The organism is Burkholderia sp. GW821-FHT14F03 (assembly GCF_058803765.1).
In genome coordinates this window covers 38,881-56,682 of the sequence record NZ_JBXAPG010000048.1, presented here as the reverse complement: position 1 = coordinate 56,682, position 17,802 = coordinate 38,881, and the positions used below count along the sequence as shown (strand labels likewise).

14 protein-coding genes are annotated in these 17,802 nt (G+C 69.6%); 7 read left to right on the top strand and 7 right to left on the bottom strand.

Going from position 1 to position 17,802, the window contains the following annotated elements:
• From AC1RQF_RS27000 to AC1RQF_RS26990, 3 genes are all read left to right on the top strand, one after another.
• Positions 1–628 (top strand): MFS transporter (locus AC1RQF_RS27000; protein WP_492873338.1); only part of this gene is annotated, 628 nt, incomplete at its 5' end.
• A gap of 148 nt (positions 629–776) precedes the next feature.
• Positions 777–1,973 (top strand): porin, encoded by a 1,197-nt coding sequence (locus AC1RQF_RS26995; protein WP_274002293.1) that lies wholly within the window; start codon positions 777–779, stop codon positions 1,971–1,973.
• 101 nt (positions 1,974–2,074) lie between these two features.
• Complete coding sequence (locus tag AC1RQF_RS26990; protein WP_274002291.1) at positions 2,075–3,097, top strand: AraC family transcriptional regulator; 1,023 nt, start codon at positions 2,075–2,077, stop codon at positions 3,095–3,097.
• Positions 3,098–3,130: 33 nt separating this feature from the next.
• Here AC1RQF_RS26990 and AC1RQF_RS26985 read toward each other — a convergent pair whose 3' ends face one another.
• Together AC1RQF_RS26985 and AC1RQF_RS26980 are read right to left on the bottom strand one after the other, a co-directional pair.
• Complete coding sequence (locus AC1RQF_RS26985; protein WP_274002290.1) at positions 3,131–4,996, bottom strand: phosphoenolpyruvate carboxykinase (GTP); 1,866 nt, start codon at positions 4,994–4,996, stop codon at positions 3,131–3,133.
• Positions 4,997–5,446: 450 nt separating this feature from the next.
• The gene (locus AC1RQF_RS26980) at positions 5,447–6,376 is read right to left on the bottom strand and encodes a carbon-nitrogen hydrolase family protein (RefSeq protein ID WP_274002289.1); all 930 of its coding nucleotides are present in this window, start codon (positions 6,374–6,376) and stop codon (positions 5,447–5,449) included.
• A gap of 81 nt (positions 6,377–6,457) precedes the next feature.
• On the opposite strand from AC1RQF_RS26980, the gene AC1RQF_RS26975 reads away from it, so the two are divergent.
• Positions 6,458–7,378 carry a LysR family transcriptional regulator gene (locus AC1RQF_RS26975; RefSeq protein ID WP_274002287.1) on the top strand — a complete coding sequence of 307 codons (921 nt, stop codon included), beginning with the start codon at positions 6,458–6,460 and terminating at the stop codon, positions 7,376–7,378.
• A 19-nt stretch (positions 7,379–7,397) separates the two neighbouring features.
• On the opposite strand, the gene AC1RQF_RS26970 is transcribed toward AC1RQF_RS26975, so the two are convergent.
• Positions 7,398–7,790, bottom strand: a complete 393-nt coding sequence (locus AC1RQF_RS26970) for a transposase (RefSeq protein ID WP_274002286.1) — start codon at positions 7,788–7,790, stop codon at positions 7,398–7,400.
• A gap of 413 nt (positions 7,791–8,203) precedes the next feature.
• On the opposite strand from AC1RQF_RS26970, the gene AC1RQF_RS26965 reads away from it, so the two are divergent.
• Together AC1RQF_RS26965 and AC1RQF_RS26960 are read left to right on the top strand one after the other, a co-directional pair.
• Positions 8,204–11,032: a TonB-dependent receptor gene (locus AC1RQF_RS26965; RefSeq protein WP_492873337.1), complete on the top strand. Its 2,829-nt coding sequence runs from the start codon at positions 8,204–8,206 to the stop codon at positions 11,030–11,032.
• 192 nt (positions 11,033–11,224) lie between these two features.
• Entirely contained in the window at positions 11,225–12,523 is a 1,299-nt protein-coding gene (locus AC1RQF_RS26960; RefSeq protein WP_492873336.1) for a DUF2242 domain-containing protein, read from the top strand.
• Positions 12,524–12,565: 42 nt separating this feature from the next.
• On the opposite strand, the gene AC1RQF_RS26955 is transcribed toward AC1RQF_RS26960, so the two are convergent.
• Both AC1RQF_RS26955 and AC1RQF_RS26950 read right to left on the bottom strand, forming a co-directional pair.
• Positions 12,566–13,702, bottom strand: a complete 1,137-nt coding sequence (locus AC1RQF_RS26955) for an AraC family transcriptional regulator (RefSeq protein ID WP_274002283.1) — start codon at positions 13,700–13,702, stop codon at positions 12,566–12,568.
• Between the two features lie 158 nt (positions 13,703–13,860).
• Positions 13,861–15,423, bottom strand: a complete 1,563-nt coding sequence (locus tag AC1RQF_RS26950) for an MFS transporter (RefSeq protein ID WP_274002282.1) — start codon at positions 15,421–15,423, stop codon at positions 13,861–13,863.
• A 221-nt stretch (positions 15,424–15,644) separates the two neighbouring features.
• Between AC1RQF_RS26950 and AC1RQF_RS26945 the strand changes: the two genes are divergently transcribed.
• A complete protein-coding gene (locus AC1RQF_RS26945; protein WP_274002281.1) occupies positions 15,645–16,610 on the top strand; it encodes a LysR family transcriptional regulator in 966 nt (321 codons plus the stop codon).
• Here AC1RQF_RS26945 and AC1RQF_RS26940 read toward each other — a convergent pair.
• Both AC1RQF_RS26940 and AC1RQF_RS26935 read right to left on the bottom strand, forming a co-directional pair.
• A complete protein-coding gene (locus tag AC1RQF_RS26940) occupies positions 16,545–17,291 on the bottom strand; it encodes an SDR family oxidoreductase (protein ID WP_274002280.1) in 747 nt (248 codons plus the stop codon). The two genes, AC1RQF_RS26945 and AC1RQF_RS26940, sit on opposite strands and share 66 nt — an antisense overlap.
• A gap of 41 nt (positions 17,292–17,332) precedes the next feature.
• A complete protein-coding gene (locus AC1RQF_RS26935; RefSeq protein ID WP_274002279.1) occupies positions 17,333–17,773 on the bottom strand; it encodes a cupin domain-containing protein in 441 nt (146 codons plus the stop codon).
• Positions 17,774–17,802: the final 29 nt, after the last annotated feature.

The following is a 17,802-nucleotide window of genomic DNA, read 5'->3' as shown; positions in this document are numbered from 1 at the left end:
CGCCGCGCCCGCGCCCCCGCGCGCGGCGAAGCGCTCGCGCCCGGCCGCGCCGCCCTGGCGGCCGGTCGCCGCCATCTGGATCGTGACCGTGCTGATCTACGGCGTGCAGACCTCGCAATGGGCGATCGCCGGCTTCGTCGGCGCGCGCGCCGGATTGTCGCCGACGCTGATCGGCGTGCTGCTGTCGGTCTCGTCGCTGCTCGGCTTCGCCGGCGCGCTGGTGCCCGCGCAGCGCGCGAGCCATCCGCGCCGCATCGCGCTGGTGTGGATCGCGCTGTTCGCGATGCTCGGCGCGCTGCAATGGTTCTTCGGCGCGACGGACGGCAAGGACTATTTCCTCAGCCAGCTGCTGCTGAACAGCGCGTTCTTCGTGATCGTGCCGTTCCTGACCGGGCGGCTGTCCGACCTCGATCCCGACGGCTCGCTCGTCGCGCGCACGCTGGTCATCACGTTCGGCGCGTCGGGCGCGGGCACCGCGCTGTCCGGCGCGCTGCTCGAACGCCACGGCAGCGCGCGCTTCGCCGACCTGCTGTGCGTCGCGCTCGTCGCGGCCGCGCCGTTCGTGCGGCCCGCGCTGCGCGCGACGCCCCCCGCCTCGCCCGGGCAGGCGGTCCAGCCGTCGCGCTGAACGCGAAGCTGGCCGTCTCGCACCACGAGATTGGCCGCTGCGGCCTTGCTCCGCGGAAAATTGGCTCCCTACAGTCGATTCCGGCACCCAGATGCCACCCGGCGGCTCCGGCCGCCCTCCCCGACCCGCAGTCCGGAGTTGACTCAGCATGAAGCCCAGAAGCTCCCTTCGCGTCGCCTGCTGCGCGACGCTCGCCCTGTGCGCGCTCGGCGCGCGCGCGCAAAGCAGCGTGACGCTGTACGGCGTGCTCGACGCCGGCCTGCGCTACGAGACCCACGGCGTGACCTACGGCCCCGACGGTGCGCCGTCGTCCACCGGACGCCGCATCTCGATGGCCGACGGCGGCGGCCTGACCGAAAGCTACTGGGGCGTGAGAGGCCAGGAAGACCTGGGCGGCGGCCTGCAGGCGCAGTTCAATCTCGAAAGCCACTTCGGCCCGAACAGCGGCGCGATCGTGCCGGCCGGCTCGACGAACTTCTTCCAGGTCGCGTTCGTGGGGTTGATGTCGCCGACGCTCGGGCTGCTCACGCTCGGCCGCCAGTACAACGTCGCGTTCGAAGGCGTGTCGCTCACCTACGGCTCGAACCTGTGGGCGGGCCCGCAGGATCCGTACGTGAATGTCTTCAAGCCCGAGCAGACGCTGCTCGCGGGCTCGCGCACCAACAACATGATCCAGTACGGCGCGCAGCTGGGCGGCCTCTATCTGCTCGCGCAGTATTCGCCGGGCGGCCGCGCGGGCGGCGGCCCGCTCGGCAGCCAGGTCGGCGCGTCGGTCGCCTACGCGCCCGACGCCGGGCCGCTGCGCGCGGGCGCCTCGTTCCTGCGCAACCGGGACGACGTCACGCACGCGACCTTTTCGATCTACACGGCGGGCGCGGCGTTCACGCTCGGCCCCGTCACCGTCAACGCCGGCTACCTCGACAATGCGCGCGACAACGCATTCACCTCGTTCGCGAACGGGCCGTTCAGCCCGGCCGATCTCGCGGGGCTCGGCATCATCTCGCCCGCGCAGGTCGCGGATCCGAACACACCGGGCGGCTTCCGCCGCCGCCGCATGATCCTCGCCGGCCTGAGCTGGCGCGTCAGCGCGGCGCTGACGGCCGCCGTCAACGGCTGGTGGACCACGCAATCGGGCTACACGCCCGACTTCGACGGCCACGCGCAGCAATACCAGATCGTCGCGGGCTATGCGCTGTCGAAGCGCGACCTGCTCTACGCCGAACTCGACTATTCCCTCTACCGGGGCGGGCTGATCGGCGCGCAGCTGGTCGGCATCAACGGCCAGGGGCCCAGCACGGCCGGCACGCAGCTGGGCGCGACGGTCGGCCTGCGCCACTATTTCTGAGCGTGATGCAGCAGTGGACCGGGGGTTTTCCATGCCGTGCCGGCGGCCCATGCGCGCCGGGGGGAGCGAGTACAATCGCGAAAAAAAAGCATGGAGCGCCCATGGAGGATACCGCCCGTTATACGACGGCGAATCTGCCGGTTCACTTGCTGCGCTGCCTCGCGGAGACGAGCGACACGCTGGGCATCGATTCGACGCGGCTGTGCCGCGGGCTCGGCTTCGAGGTCGAGGACCTGTCCAATCCCGCGTGCCGCATCTCGCTGCGCCAGGCCAGCGCGATGATCCGGCGCGCGCTCGCGATGGCGCCCGGGCGCGCGCTCGGCCTCGAACTCGGCATGAGCGAGACGATCGCGTCGATCGGCCTGGTCGGCTACGCGATGCTGACGAGCCCCACCTTCAAGGATGCGGTCGCGGTCGGCATGCGCCTGCAGCGCCATACCGGGCCATTGCTGCAATTCGAACTGAAGAGCGACGCGCGGGCGATGTCGATCCATGCGACCAACCTGCTGCTGGAGGCCGATATCGAGGCCTTCCTCGTCGAGGAAGCGTTCGGCAACTTCATGAAGATCGGCCGCGCGCTGGCAGGCGCGGGATTCCGGCCGCTGTCAGTGGATCTCGCCTATCCGCGCCCGGCCCAGGCCGACGCCTACGCGCGCGCGTTCGAGTGCCCGGTGCGCTTCGAACAGCCGCACAACCTGTTCCGCTGCGACGCCGCATGGGGCGCGCGCGCCATCGCGACCCACGATCCGCTCGCGCACCGTCAGGCGCTCGAATTCCTGCAGAGCGCCGAGCCGGTCGAGCCCGAAGGCCCCGATTTCCTCGAATCGATCGAGCGCATCGTGCGTCGCGACCTGCGCCACGCGCCGACGCTCGCGGCCATCGCCGCGCAGCTGTGCATGAGCGAACGCACGCTGCGGCGACGCCTGGCCGACCAGGGGGTGTCCTACCAGACGGTGATCGACACGATCCGCCAGAAACGCGCGTTCACGCTGCTGAGCAACCCGCGCCTGTCGATCGAGGACGTCGCGCACGAAGTCGGCTTCAGCGATTCGCACAACTTCCGCCGCGCGTTCAAGCGCTGGACCGGCCACGGCCCGCGCGACCCGCAGCCGGCGCCCGCCTAGGCGTCGGCTGCGGTCGGCTGCGCGCGCCGATGCTCAGCCGGCCAGCCGGCCTTCGATGCGCGCCTTGGTCTCGACCAGCGCGCGCGGCAGGCGCGCCTTCAGGCGCTCGAACAGCTCGTCGTGCAGCGCCAGCTCGTCGCGCCACGCGGCCGCATCCATCGAGGTCACCTGCTCGTACTGCGCGGGCGTGAACGCGAGCCCGTCCCAGTTCAGGTCCTCATAGCGCGGCGTGACGCCGAACGCGTTCTCGACGCCCGCGCCCGCGCCGTCGATGCGGTCGAGCATCCACTTGAGCACGCGCATGTTCTCGCCGTAACCGGGCCACACGAAGCGGCCGTCCGCGCCCTTGCGGAACCAGTTCACGCAGTAGATGCGCGGCAGGCGCGCGCCCGACGCCGCGAGCCGCTCGCCGAGCGCGAGCCAGTGCGCGAAGTAGTCGCCCATGTTGTAGCCGCAGAACGGCAGCATCGCGAACGGGTCGCGCCGCACGACGCCCTGCTGGCCCGCCGCGGCCGCCGTGGTCTCGGAGCCCATCGTCGCCGCCATGTAGACGCCCTCGGTCCAGTCGCGCGCCTCGGCGACGAGCGGCACCGTGGTCGAGCGGCGGCCGCCGAAGATGAACGCGTCGATCGGCACGCCGGCCGGGTTGTCCCAGTCGTCGTCGATCGACGGGCACTGCGAGGCGGGCGCGGTGAAGCGCGCATTCGGATGCGCGGCCTTGCGGCCCGTCGCGCGGCCGATCTCGGGCGTCCAGTCCTCGCCCTGCCAGTCGAGCAGGTGCGCGGGCGGCGTCTCGGTGAGCCCTTCCCACCACACGTCGCCGTCGTCGGTCAGCGCGACGTTGGTGAAGATCACGTTTTCCTCGAGCGTCGCGAGCGCGTTCGGATTGGTCTTCGCGCCCGTGCCCGGCGCGACGCCGAAATAGCCGGCCTCCGGATTGATCGCGTACAGGCGGCCGTCCGCGCCCGGCTTGAGCCACGCGATGTCGTCGCCGATCGTGCTGACGCGCCAGCCCTCGAAGCCCTTCGGCGGAATCAGCATCGCGAAGTTGGTCTTGCCGCAGGCCGACGGGAACGCGGCCGCGACGTGGTACTTGCGGCCCGCGGGCGAGGTCACGCCGAGGATCAGCATGTGCTCCGCGAGCCAGCCCTCGTCGCGCCCCATCGTCGACGCGATGCGCAGCGCGAAGCACTTCTTGCCGAGCAGCGCGTTGCCGCCGTAGCCCGAGCCGAAGCTCCAGATCTCGCGCGTTTCCGGGAAATGCACGATGTACTTGGTCGGATTGCACGGCCAGCGCACGTCGGGTTCGCCGGCCGCGAGCGGCTGGCCGACGCTGTGCACGCACGGCACGTATTCGCCGTCCTCGCCGAGCGCGGCGAGCACGTCGCGCCCCATGCGCGTCATGATCCGCATGTTGACCGCGACATACGGGCTGTCCGACAGCTCCACGCCGATATGCGCGATCGGCGAGCCGAGCGGCCCCATCGAGAACGGCACCACGTACAGCGTGCGGCCGCGCATCGCGCCCCGGAACAGGCCGTCGAGCGTCGTGCGCATCTCGGCCGGCGCGACCCAGTGATTGGTCGGCCCCGCATCCTCGCGCGTCGCGCTGCAGATGAAGGTGCGGTCCTCGACGCGCGCGACGTCCGACGGATCGGACAGGGCCAGGAACGAGTTCCGCCGCAGCGCCGGATTCAGCCGGATCATCGTGCCCTGCCGGACCATCTGCTCGCACAGCGCGTCGTACTCGGCCTGCGAGCCATCGCACCAGACGACCCGCGCGGGCTCGGTCAGCGCGGCCACGCGCGCGACCCAGTCGATCAGCCCGCGGTGCCGGACGTGGGCGGGAACGTCAATCGGAATGGCGCGCGCTCCCGCGGCCGCTTGGCTCTCGGTCATGAAACTGTCTCCATGTTGTAGAACTAGAATTCTGTGCGCGGGCGCGACCCGCGATGGAACCGGTACATACCGGCTGCCCGGCGCGTGCGCGGGGCAGGAAGCGTGCGCATGCGCGCAGCTCGGGCGTCGCCTTCAATGCTCCGACTCCAGGTGGGCCGAAGCGTTCGTTTTATTTAGGACCACGCGAGACGGGGATGCCATGCTTGCCGGTGTGCCAGCCATACGAATCGATCGGAGGCCAGCATACCATCGCGTCGGCGCGCTTGGCGTTGCGTTGCAGCAAGGAATGTTCGCGGCGCGGCGGCGCCCGGCATGGATCCTGCGAGGCGCGCACTGTCGCGCCGCGCCGTCCCGACGGGGCTGGGCGGCGCGGCGCGAAACGCGCAATAGGGACAATAACCGACCCGCCGAAGCCGGGCGCGCCGCGGCGCGCGCCCGGGAAAATCCCGATCACGCGCCGCCGTCGAACACCACCGGCTGCTTCGGCCGCTCGTCCACGCGCAGCGAGAACACGTCGGCGCGCGCGTAGTGGCCGACCACGTCGAAGTCGTAGCGCGCCCGCACCAGATCCTCGGTGTCGACGCGCGCGGCGATCAGCCCCGCCTCGCCGACGAGCGGCCCGGCCAGCACGTCGCCGAGCGGCCCGACGATCACGCTGCCGCCGCGGATCAGCGGCCGCTCCGGGTCCCAGCCCGGCGCCGCCACGCCGAGCGCGCGCGGAGAAGGCTGCACCTGGCACGCGCTGACCACGAAGCAGCGCCCTTCGTGCGCGATGTGGCGCATCGTGCTTTGCCAGACCTCGCGTTCGTCGACGGTCGGCGCGCACCAGACCTGCACGCCCTTCGCGTACATCGCGGCGCGCAGCAGCGGCATGTGGTTCTCCCAGCAGATCGCCGCGCCCAGCCGGCCGGCCGCGCTGTCGACCACCGGCAGCGTCGAGCCGTCGCCCTGCCCCCAGATCAGGCGCTCGGCGCCCGTCGGCATCAGCTTGCGATGTTTCGCGACGAGCCCCGCGCGCGGCTCGAAGAACAGCGCCGTGCAATACAGCGTGCTGCCGCCGCGCTCGATCACGCCGACCACGAGCGACGCGCCGCTGCGCTGCGACAGCGCCGCCAGTTCGTCGGTCTCGGGGCCGGGCACGTCGATCGCCTGGGCGTAGTAGCGCGCGAACGCGTCGCGACCTTCCGGCAGCCGATAGCCGAGCCGGGTGCCGAAGATCTCGCCCTTCGGATAGCCGCCGAGCACGGCCTCCGGCAGGACCACGAGCGCGGCCTCGCGCGCGCGGATCTCGGCCTCGTAGCCGAGGATGGCGTCGAGCGTAGCGCGCGTGCCGTCGGGGGAAGCGCCGAGCTGCAGCGCGGCGATGACTGAACTGGGCATGGTCGAAGGTCTCCTGTCGTGGACCGCGCCATCTTTGCCGATATGATGGGCATCGATCAAATCGATACCGACATATCTGATATGAGCCCCATCGATATCGCACGCGTGGACCTGAACCTGCTGAAAGTGTTCGAGGCGCTTTACGAGGAAGGCGGCGCGAGCCGCGCGGCGTTGCGGCTCGACCTCACCCAGTCGGCCGTCAGCGCGGCGCTCGCGCGGCTGCGCACGCTGTACCGCGATCCCCTGTTCGTGCGCACCGGGCGCGGCCTGTCGCCGACGCCGCGCGCGGACGAACTGAAACCGATCCTGTCCGACGCGCTCGAACGCTGCCGGCAAAGCCTCGCGATGAGCGCGGACGCGGGCGAACAGGTCGGGCGGACCATCTCGGTCGGATTGTCGGATGACTTCGAGATCGCGCTCGGGCGCGCCCTGATCGATGCGCTCGCCGCGCAGAGCCGCACGCTGCGGCTGATCTTCCGGCAAACCCACAGCGGCATCGCCGGCGATGCGCTGCTGGGCCGGCATGTCGATCTCGCGCTCGCCTCGGGCGGGCTGTCCGCGAGCGGACTGAGCCGGCGCGTGATCGGCGCGGGCGCATATGCGTGCGTGCTCGACCCGCGCGCGGGCGCGCCGCGCCGGCTGACGCTCGCCGATTACCTGCGGCGTCCGCACGTGCTGATCTCGTCGGGGGGCGTGGTCGGCATCGTCGACGAAGCGCTCGCGGCGCTCGGGCGCGAGCGCCGCGTCGCCGCGGCCACCACCCATTTCGCCGCCTTGCCGCACCTGCTGCTCGGCAGCGACGCGGTCGCGACGATTCCCGCGCATGCGGCCCGCGCGCTCGCGCGCGCGACGCCGCTCAAGGCTTATGCGTGCCCGGTCGCGCTGCCGGCGTACGCGATCGAGCTGGGCTGGCGCACGAGCGCGGCGCGCGACCCGGCCATCATGCGGGTGCGCGACGCGCTGCTCGACTGCGTGGGCCGCATGAGCGGCGCGAGCCGCTAGCGGAACCGTCCGCCGCGCGTCATTCGGCGGGCGGCCGCCACGATTCGGGCGCGCGCCACGCGAACGCGCAGGGTTCGGCGCGGCGCGGCAGCGCGAGCGGCTTCAGCGCCAACGGCCCGATCCGCCCATCCAGGGATATCGCGCGGCCGCCTTCGCGCAGCCGCTCGATCACGTCATGCAGCGAGCCGTTGTCGAGCCACGCCTCGAAACGCCGCCGACAGGTCGGCGACGACGGGAAACGCTCGGGCAGCGCGCCCCATCCCTCGCCGTTCGCCAGCACCCACAGCATCGCGTCGATCACCTTGCGCGCCTCCATGCGCGGCCGGCCCGAGCGCCGGCCATGCGTGCGCGCGTCGTCCAGCAGGGGTTCGACCTGTGCCCATTCGTCGTCAGTCAATGCCTCGATCTGCATGGTCGCTCACCTCGATCCTCCGTTGTGTCCTCGATGTCCCATCCGTCGCAGGGCGGGAACTCAAGATACAGGAGGCCACTGCTTCGCTAAATGCAATGTTGTGCTTTGCAAAGCGCCATCCGGCATTTAGCCGTATCGCCCACCTTTCGTTTTCATGACGCGCCGCTGTCACAACGGACGAATTGTTGCTCCAACACGATTAATTCAATTTGATTAGCGATCACTATCAATCACATTGATATGAGTAAACATTGTTTGACCGTGATTGATGCGGATCGATAAATTACCGCGGATTTCAGCCGGTCCGTAACGCCGCGACGCATGCCACGTCGCGACGCCTCACGCCGGCCGGCCGGTTTCTCCCATCCACATAACGACATTGCGCAGCGGCGCAGGCCGCATGCAGCCGGATCATGAACGACAAGAACAAGACAAAGTGCGCGATGCGAGCGCGCGCGGCCTCGCTCGGGGTGCTTGCATCGCTGGCCTTCACGACCGGCGCGCGCGCGCAGGATCCGCCGGACGCCGGACCGCCCGTCGCCGCCTCGGCGGCCGCTGCGGCATCGGTACCCGCCTCCTCGACCACGTCGACCGCCGCGCCGCCGACGGCGGCCTCCGCCGCCCAGCCCGGCACCGCCTCGCTGCGCAAGTTCGTCGTGACCGGCTCGCGGATTCCGCGCACCGAGAAGGAAGGCGCGACGGCCGTCACCGTGATCACCGGGCAGGACCTGGAAGCGCGCGGCTATCGCAACGTCTACGACGCGCTCCAGCAGCAGACGCAGAACACCGGCTTCACGCAGGGCGCCGACTACGGCAACACCTTCACGCCGGCCGCCAACGCGATCAACCTGCGCGGGCTCGGGCCGAACCACACGCTGGTGCTGGTGGACGGCCGCCGGGTCGCCGACTACCCGATCGCCTATGACGGCAACGTCAACTTCGTCAACCTCGCCAACATCCCGTCGGAGATGATCGACCGGATCGAGATCCTGAACGGCGCGGCGTCGGCGATCTACGGCTCGGACGCGATCGCCGGGGTCGTCAACATCATCATGAAGAAGCACATCGACGGCGTCGAGGTGAACGTCAAGGGCGGCACCACCCAGCGCGGCGGCGGCGCGAACGGCCGCCTGCAGGTCTCGGGCGGCAAGACCTTCGGCGATCTCGACACCGTGTTCGGCCTCGAGGTCAGCCGCACCAATCCGATCTGGTCGTCGCAGCGCGACTTCATGTCGTCCACGACGCTCGAAGGCGAAACGCCGACGACCGTGTGGTCGCGCCAGAATCTCGACACCGGCGCCTATCTCGGCGCGCCCGGCGCGTGCGGCAGCCTGCGCGGCATCGGCGCGTTCGGCGGCAGCGTCACGAGCAGCGGCAAGACCTGCGGCAGCGGCTTCGCGAAGCCCGCGTTCTGGACCACCCAGACCGCGAACACCAGCGAGAACCTGTACGGCGGCTTCGAATACAAGCTCAATCCGCACGCGACGCTGTTCGGCTCCGCCTCGGTCGCGCTGAACCAGACCGAGAACAACACGCGCGGCCCGAGCTGGACCTCGAACGCCGCGGGCGACGGCTACTTCTACAACCAGGCGACCGGCGCGAACGAGGTGTGGACCAAGCGCTTCGCCCCCGAGGAGATCGGCGGCGCGAGCACCTGGAACCGTCGCTGGGACGACCGCGCGGGCAACCTGATCACCGGCGTGCGCGGCGCGGTGCTCGACACCAGCTGGAACTACGAGCTGGCCTACAGCGCGTCCGGCTACCAGAGCCGCGCGACCCGCCCGCTCCTGCTGTCGGGCATCGACAACGACTTCCTCGGGCCGCGCCTCGGCACCACCGCGGACGGCATCCCGATCTACTCGCCCGATCCCTCGCACTTCTCGACGCCGCTGACGCCGGCCCAGTTCAACTCGTTGTATGGGCAATCATCGAGCCAGAACAACACCTGGACCCAGACCGTGAGCCTGAGCGCGAACGGCAACCTGTTCACGCTGCCGGCCGGCGCGGTGAAGGCCGCGGGCGTGATCGAGTACGGCACCCAGGGCTTCAGCAACACGGTCGATCCGGCGATCGCCCAGGGCGTCTACTACAACGCGGGCACGCCGCAGAGCGTGAGCGGCAACCGCAAGCGCTACGCGGCCGCATTCGAGCTGCGCATTCCGATCTTCCGGCAGCTCAACGCGAACATCGCGACCCGCTACGACGACTACCACTTCGCCGGCCGGAGCAACAACAAGCTGACCTACAACTTCGGCGTCGAATACCGGCCCGTGCGCGAGCTGCTGCTGCGCGGCAACTACGGCACGAGCTTCCGCGCGCCGGACATGAATTACATCTTCCAGGGCAAGACCGCCGGCTATTTCGAATCGACCACCGACTACTACCGCTGCCAGCAGTCCGGCCAGCCGATCAGCCGCTGCACGTACGCGAACGTGTCGCCGGGCAACAACTACGTGCAGACCGGCAACAGCAACCTGAAGCCGGAGAACGGCAAGTCGTGGGGCGCGGGCTTCGTGCTCGCGCCGACGCCGGATGTCGACCTGTCGGCCGACTACTACAACATCCGCATCGACAACCTCGTCACCGTGATCGACCCCGACAACCTGCTGCGCACCGAGGCCGCGTGCCGCTCGGGCCAGTCGAATCCGCAGTCGGCGAACTGCCAGGATGCGTTGAGCCGGGTGATCCGCAACCCGATGACGGCCGTGCTGAACCCGGGCGCGATCAACACGATCCTGGTCAACCCGATCAACGCGGCGATGGAGAAGACGACGGGCTTCGATCTCGCGGCCCGGTGGCGGCTGCGCACGCGCGGCTTCGGCAACTTCATGTGGACGGTCAATTACACGAAGGTGCTGAGCCACAAGTACCAGCAGTTCGCGAACGGCCCGGTGCAGGACCTGCTGCACTCGCTGCAGAACCCGACCGGCAATCCGGAATGGCCGGACAAGCTGATGCTGAGCCTGACCTGGTCGGTGCCGCGCTGGACCTCGACCGTGCAGGTCGAGCGCTACGGCAAGGTGCCGAACGCCGCGCAGACCGGCTATCTGACGCCGACCGTGCTGACCAACCTCAGCATCGGGCATCAGGTGACCAAGAACAGCACGCTGACCCTCGTCGTCAACAACCTGATGAACACCATCAAGCACGACGATTCCGGCGGCTGGCCGTACTACACGGTCGGTTACTACATGCCCTACGGCCGGACCTTCTGGCTCGAGTTCGACCACCGCTTCAACTGACGCCGGACGCGGCGCGCCCGGCGGCCTTCGAGGCCCGCCGGGCAAACGAATCTATAATAGCGGCCGGCCAGGTACCCGCCGCGCGGCGCACGACGCCGCGTCCCGGAGCGCGCAGGCATGCGCGAACCGATCGGCAACGGCCACCGTTCGCGTCAACCGGGTCGGCCCGCGCCGATCGCCTCGAAACTCGCCATGCACATCCGATTCCGACCGTTCCTCGCCCCGTGCGCGCTCGCGATTGCGCTGTCCGCGTGCTCGTCGACGCCGAAACCCCTGTATCAGCAGGAACAGTTCGACGCCGCGAGCAGCCCGTACACCCGCACCTTCCACGACCGCTCGGCCGCGACCTGCGAGGCGGCACGGCGCGCGCTGCTGAGCCAGGGCTACATCACGAACCTGTCGCGCGCGGACGCGGTCGACGGCAGCAAGAACTTCCAGCCGAGCAACGATACGCACGTGGTGATCGAATTCCACGTGGTCTGCGCCGACGCGAACGCGGACGGCACCGCCAGCATCGCCTACGTGAACGCGGTGCAGGACCGCTACTCGCTGAAGAAGACCAACACCTCGGCAAGCGTCGGGCTCAGCGTGTTCGGCTCGCTGTCGCTGCCGATCGGTTCGAGCGACGATGCGATGGTGAAGACCGCGAGCGAGACGATCCCGGCGGGCGTGTTCTACGACCGCTTCTTCAACCTGGTCGACCACTTCCTGAAGATCGACCCGGCGCGACGCGACAATGCCACGGTCAAGGCGGCGGAGAAGGAGCCCGTGGTGCCGCTGCCGGAACCCGCCGCGACGCCGGAGGGCGCGCCGTTGAAGCTCGAGACGCCGGCCGCGCCGGGCGCGCAGGCCGAGCCGCCGCCGGGCGCGCACGCGGGGGCGGGGGCGGCCGCGCCGGGGGGCTTGGGCGTGTCGGCCGTTGTCGCGCCGGCGGCGGCCGCAGCCGTCCCGGCCTCCATGCCTGCTGGCGCCGGTGCCCCCGCCTCCGCGCCCGTCGGCGCGCCGGCGTCCGCACATGTTTATGCGCCGGCTCTCGCTACCCCAGCGTCCACGCCTGTCGGCATGCCCGCGCCCGCATCGGGCAACGCGCCGGCCCTCGCCGCACCCGCATCCGCGCCTGCTCTCGCCGCACCGGCGTCCGCACCGGTCAATGCGCCCGCTTTCGCCGTGCCGGCGTCCACACCGGCCAACGCTCAGGCTCCGGCCGCACCGGCGTCCGCACCGGCCAACGCGCCTGCTCTCGGCGTACCGGGCAGCACGTCAGCGTCCACCGCCATCGGCACGCCTGCCGCAACCGCTGCGCCCGAGACAACACCAACCCACGCGGCACCGGATGCATTCCCCGCACCGGCCTCCTCCCCCACCGCGACGCCGAACGCCGCCTCGCTTCCCGCAGCCGCCGCGCCCTCCGCGTCCGCGGCATCGGCCGCCGAACCGGCCGCTCCGCCCGTCAGTGCGTCGACGCCCGCGAATTCCGGCGCGCCGCAATAAACGCCGCGCGAGCGCGTCGCCCCCACCGCGCTCGCACCGCCCTCACACGCCGCTCGCGCGCAACCACGCGCCATAGTCGCGCGACGGATCGACGAGCCCCGTCCAGCGACCGCCCAGGCCCAGCGACCGGCTTTCCCGCGGCGTATAGCCGAAATACTGCTTGTACGCGCGACAGAACTGCGTCGGGCTGTTGAACCCGTACCGGTAGGCCAGTTCGGAAATGGTCCGGTGCGACGCCTGATGCGCGAGCAGATGGCCGCGAATCTTGATGAGCCGGCGCCGCCGGATATAGGTGGCCACGCCGTCCATCGGCGCGAACAGCCGGTACAGCGCCGAGCGCGACAGCCCCACCTCGCGGCAGATCTGCTCGACCTTGAGATCGGGCGAATCGAGATTCGCCTCGATGTACTGCTTCGCCCGCTCGTGTTGCAGATGTTCGGCGCCGTAAGGCGACTGCTCGGCCACGTCCGCGCCGGGCGTGAACACCGCATGCAGCAGGTTCAGCACGCCCTGCGCGATGTGCGCGATCTGTTCCGCGCGCAGCACCGGCAGGTAGCGCGCGGCCAGCTGCAGCTGACTCATGAGCAGCAGGCTCGCGTGGCAGTTCAGGATCCGGCCGTGCAGCACGCTCGCCGAGACGGGAATCATGCTGCGCGGCACGGTGAGAATCAGCGATTCGCCCTCCGGCACGGTCGCGCTGAAGGGCTTCGACATGTCCAGCAGCGCAAGGCACGAATGCGGTTGTTCGCGCCCCTGCCCGTCGATTTCGTAGCGCACCGTGTCGTTGCAGTTCAGCAGCAGGTAGAAGAAATCGAAGCCGTCCTGCCGGATCAGCGTCGTCGTCCGCACGAAGCGATAGCTCGACGGCGCGGCCGCCGCGCTGCTCGCGAAGCGCCGGAAGCCGAGCAGCATCTGGCCGAACGGCACATCCGCCTGATCGAACGCGAAGCCGTCGTCCGACTCGTCGCACATCGTCAGTTCGCGCAGGCGATTGTGCTCGGCCCACGATTCGAAGCGCTGCCCGCTCGGATAGTCCCGCGTGGAAAAACGATAGCCGTCGAACGTGCCGCCCATCCAGGCAGGCCGCTCGCCGAGCCCGCGCCCGCCGCCCTCGGGGGTCGGCAAAGGCATGCGCGGTGCGGCGCGCGCCTCGACGCACTTCTCTTGCACGTATTCCATGATATGTCTCGTTGTTTTTGTGGTTTACATGACGAATCCCCGCCCGTCGTCCGGGCGAGGCAGGCGGCCACGCCGCCGCTTCAGGCGCCCTCATCGGCGGCGCGGCCGGGCGCCCCTCGGAACCCGGCCCGACCGCGCCGCCTACGCCTGGACGACGCTCAACCGGCGTCTTTACTCAAGGACGCATCGGGCAACGACACGTCGGCCTCCTCGTGCGTCCGGACCGAGCCCAGCGCGGCGAACACGACGAACGCCGTGACGACGGCCGCCGCGGCCAGCAGATAGAACTGGAATTCGAAAGCGCCGTTATAGGCCTGCAGCAGCAGCGAGCGCGTCGCCCCCGGCAGCAAGGAGGTTGCGTGCGCAACATCCGAGATCGCGAGCCGGTTCGCCGCCTCCTTCAGCACCTCGGGCTGCGCGCCGGCGATCGCCCCACGACCGAGCGTATCGAAGATCCGCGCCGACAGGATCGCACCGACCACCGCGATCGCCACGCCATCCGCAGCAAGCCGCACCGCGTTGAAGATGCCGGTGGCCATGCCCGCGCGCTCCTTCTCGACGACGCTGACCGCCATCCCATCCATCAGCCCCCACGGCAGGCCGATGCCGACCCCGATCACGACGAGCGGCGCGACCGCGTTCGCGAGCGTGCCCGACGCCATCGCGACGCCGAGCCAACCGAGGCCAACCGCCGCGATCAGCAGGCCGACCCCGGAGATCACGCCGGCCGTGAACCAGCGTGCGAGATATGCCGCGACGAACGGCAGCACCAGCAGCGGCGCGGACAGCGCGATCATGAAACGCCCGGCCTCGAACGCGCTCTGGCCGTCGATGCCCATCAGGCGCGTCGGCAGCAGCAGGATCAGCACCACATAGGTATAGGCCGGCGCGGCCGCGAGCACCTGCACGCCGATGAAACGCGCGCTGCGGAACAGCGACAGATCGAGCATCGGCCGGCGCACGCGGGTTTCGATCACGATGAAAATCGCGAGCAGCACGGCCGACACCAGCAATGCGCCGATCACGACGCGGCTGCCCCAGCCGTTCTCCGGCACGAGCAGGATCGCGTAGGTGAACAGCCCGAGCGTGGTCGTGAAGCTGATCGCGCCGGGCCAGTCGAGCCCGGCCGCATTCGGGTCGCGCGACTCGCGCGCGGCGACCTGCACGAACAGCACCACCAGCACGCCGAGCAGCGCAGGCAGCCAGAATACCCACTGCCAGCCGAGCGTGTCGACCAGGAAGCCCGCGACCAATGGGCCGAACGCGGCGCCGAGCCCGAAGGTCGTGCCGATCATGCTGAACACCTTAGTGCGGTCGCGTCCGTGGAATTCCTGCGCAAGCGTGGCCATCGCGCCCGCAAATGCCGCGGCCGCGCCGAGCCCCTGCACGAGGCGCAGCACGTCGAGCGCGAGCACGCTCGGCGCGAACGGGATCGCGGCCGTCACGAGCACGTAGGCAAGCATGCCGAGCAGCCACAGCAGCTTGCGGCCATAGACGTCGGCGAGACTGCCCGCCGCCATCGTCGCGCTGCCGTAGGTCAGCAGATAGGCATTGGATACCCAGTTCAGCTCGACCGCCGTGCCGCCCAGCAAGCGATTGATCGATGGAACGGTCACGACGGGCCCCGCGATGCTGAGCGGGATCAGCACGGCGGTCATGCACGCCGTCAGCAACAGCAGGTTCGCTGGACCCCGGTTCGAATGCAGCTCGGATTGGCTCATAAAAATTGGCTCGTAGAATTCACTGCGGATCGGGAACGGAAGAGAGATGAGGTTCCGCGCGCTGGCTCGCATGCCCGGCGGAACCGCGCATGCCAATGCGCGCATTGCCTGGAAACCGCTTCAACCGGTTCACCCCAAGCGTACGAGATTCGGCACGGAAGAAAAATCACATATGATTCCTTTGTCACGGGAAATATATTCCGCACTGGAAGGGCCATGGCATGGATAAGCTGAGTGGCATCACCGTCTTCGTACAGGTCGCCGAAACGCGCAGCTACGTGGGCGCCGGCCAGCAGCTCGGGCTGTCCGCGTCCGCGGTCGGCAAGAGCATCGCGCGCCTGGAAAAACGCCTGGGCGTCCGGCTGCTGCATCGCAGTACCCGCAGCATGAACCTGACCGCCGAAGGCGCGCTCTACCTGAAGCGCTGCCAACACATCCTCGCGGAAGCCGCAGCGGCGGAATCCGAGCTATCGCATACGCTCGACGCCCCGCGCGGCAAGTTCCGCGTCAGCCTGCCGCTCGTGCGCGACCTGATGCTGCCCGTCATCGCCGCGTTCATGCGGCGCTACCCCGAGATCGAACTCGACATCGACTTCACCGACCGGCTCGTCGACCTGATCGACGAAGGCTTCGACGCCGCGGTACGCACCGGCGCGCTCAACGATTCGCGGCTGATGTCGCGCGAGCTGGGCGCCTACCGCCTGCTGCTGGTCGGCTCGCCCGACTACTTCGCGCGCAAGGGCGTGCCCCGGCGGCCCGCCGAGCTGTGCGGGCACGATTGCCTCCAGCACCGCTTCCCCACCACCGGCAAGCTCGAGAAGTGGCCGCTCAGCACCGACTCGCCCGACGACAGCCTGCAGCTGCCGGCGCGCATGACCTGCAACAACATCGAAACCCTGCTGCATGCCGCGAAGGCCGGCCACGGCATCGCGTGCCTGCCGGACTTCGCGGTCCGCGGCGCGCTCGCCGCGGGCGAATTGCAGGTCGTGCTCGACGCGTACACGCAAAATGCCGGCGTGTTCCGCGTGCTGTGGCCATCCGGCAAGCATCCGACGCCCAAGCTGCGGGCGTTCGTCGAATTCCTGCACGCGAACCTGTTCACGACGCCCACCCCCGCGCTGTCACACGTGAATCATGCCGCCGTCGACGACGATCTCGGCGCCGAGCAGGAAGCTCGACTCGTCTGAGGCCAGGTAGACGGCGGCCTTCGCCACGTCCTCCGGCGCGCCGACCCGACCGGCCGGAATCATCGCGCTGACCTCCTCGAATACGCGTTCGGTATTGCCGATGCCGAGCTTGTCGAACGCGGGCGTGCGGATCGGCCCGGGGCTGATGCTGTTGACGCGGATCCGCCGGTCCGTGAATTCGCCCGCCAGCACGCGCCCCATCGACAACAGCGCGGCCTTGCTCATCGCATAGGCCGCGCTCACGCCGCTGCGCCCGAGGTGCCCGCTGACCGAGCCGCACAGGATGATCGAGGACGGGGCCGCCATCAGCGGCGCCAGCGCCTGGATCAGGAACAGCGGCCCCTTCACGTTGATCGCCATCAGTCGGTCATAGCTGTCCTCGCGCTCCGCGTCGAGCGCGTGGCTCGTGACGATGCCTGCGTTGACGAACAGCGCATCGACGTGCGGCCAGCGCGTGCGCAGCGTGTCCGCGAGCGCGCGCTGCGCGACGACCGAACCGGCGTCGCTGCGGATCACCCAGACGTCGCGCCCGAAGCGGCGCTCCGCCGCCGCGAGCGTGTCGGCGTTCTGCCCGGTGAGCGCGACGATCGCGCCCTCCTCGAGAAACTGTCGGGCCGTCTCCAGCCCGATGCCCGTCGTGCCGCCCGTGACCAGCGCATACTTTCCGTTCAGCCTGCCCATGCCCCCTCCCTGGATTGATCGAGATCGGCGCGTCGCGCCGCTCACTGCTCTTCGCGCAACGCGACGCCGAGGTTCTGCAACAGCGGCGCGTTCTCGCACGCCACGTACAGCGCGTCGTCGCTGTCGCTGTCGTTGCAGTGCTGGTGCCATGCCCAGGTCGGGACGTAGAACGCATCGCCGCCCCGCCACGTGATCCGCGCATCGCCGATCACCGAGTGCCCCGCGCCGCGCACCACGTAGATCAGCGTTTCGTAGCTGTGCCGGTGCAGGCGCGTCGACTGGCCAGGCTCCAACCCGCCGAGCGTCATGCTGATGGTCCGGCTCGGCAGGTCGACCACGCCCACCGCGTGCCGGCGCGCGCGGCTGAAATCCGTCGCCGCCGAGGCCAGCACGTCGCGATGGACGAGCCGCTCGGGCGCGGACGCCGTCAGCGTGTCCGGCACGATCGCAAAGTCTTTCGACGAATAAGACGTCTGAGTCATCTTCGAGTCTCCGTGAAGCGGATGAAATG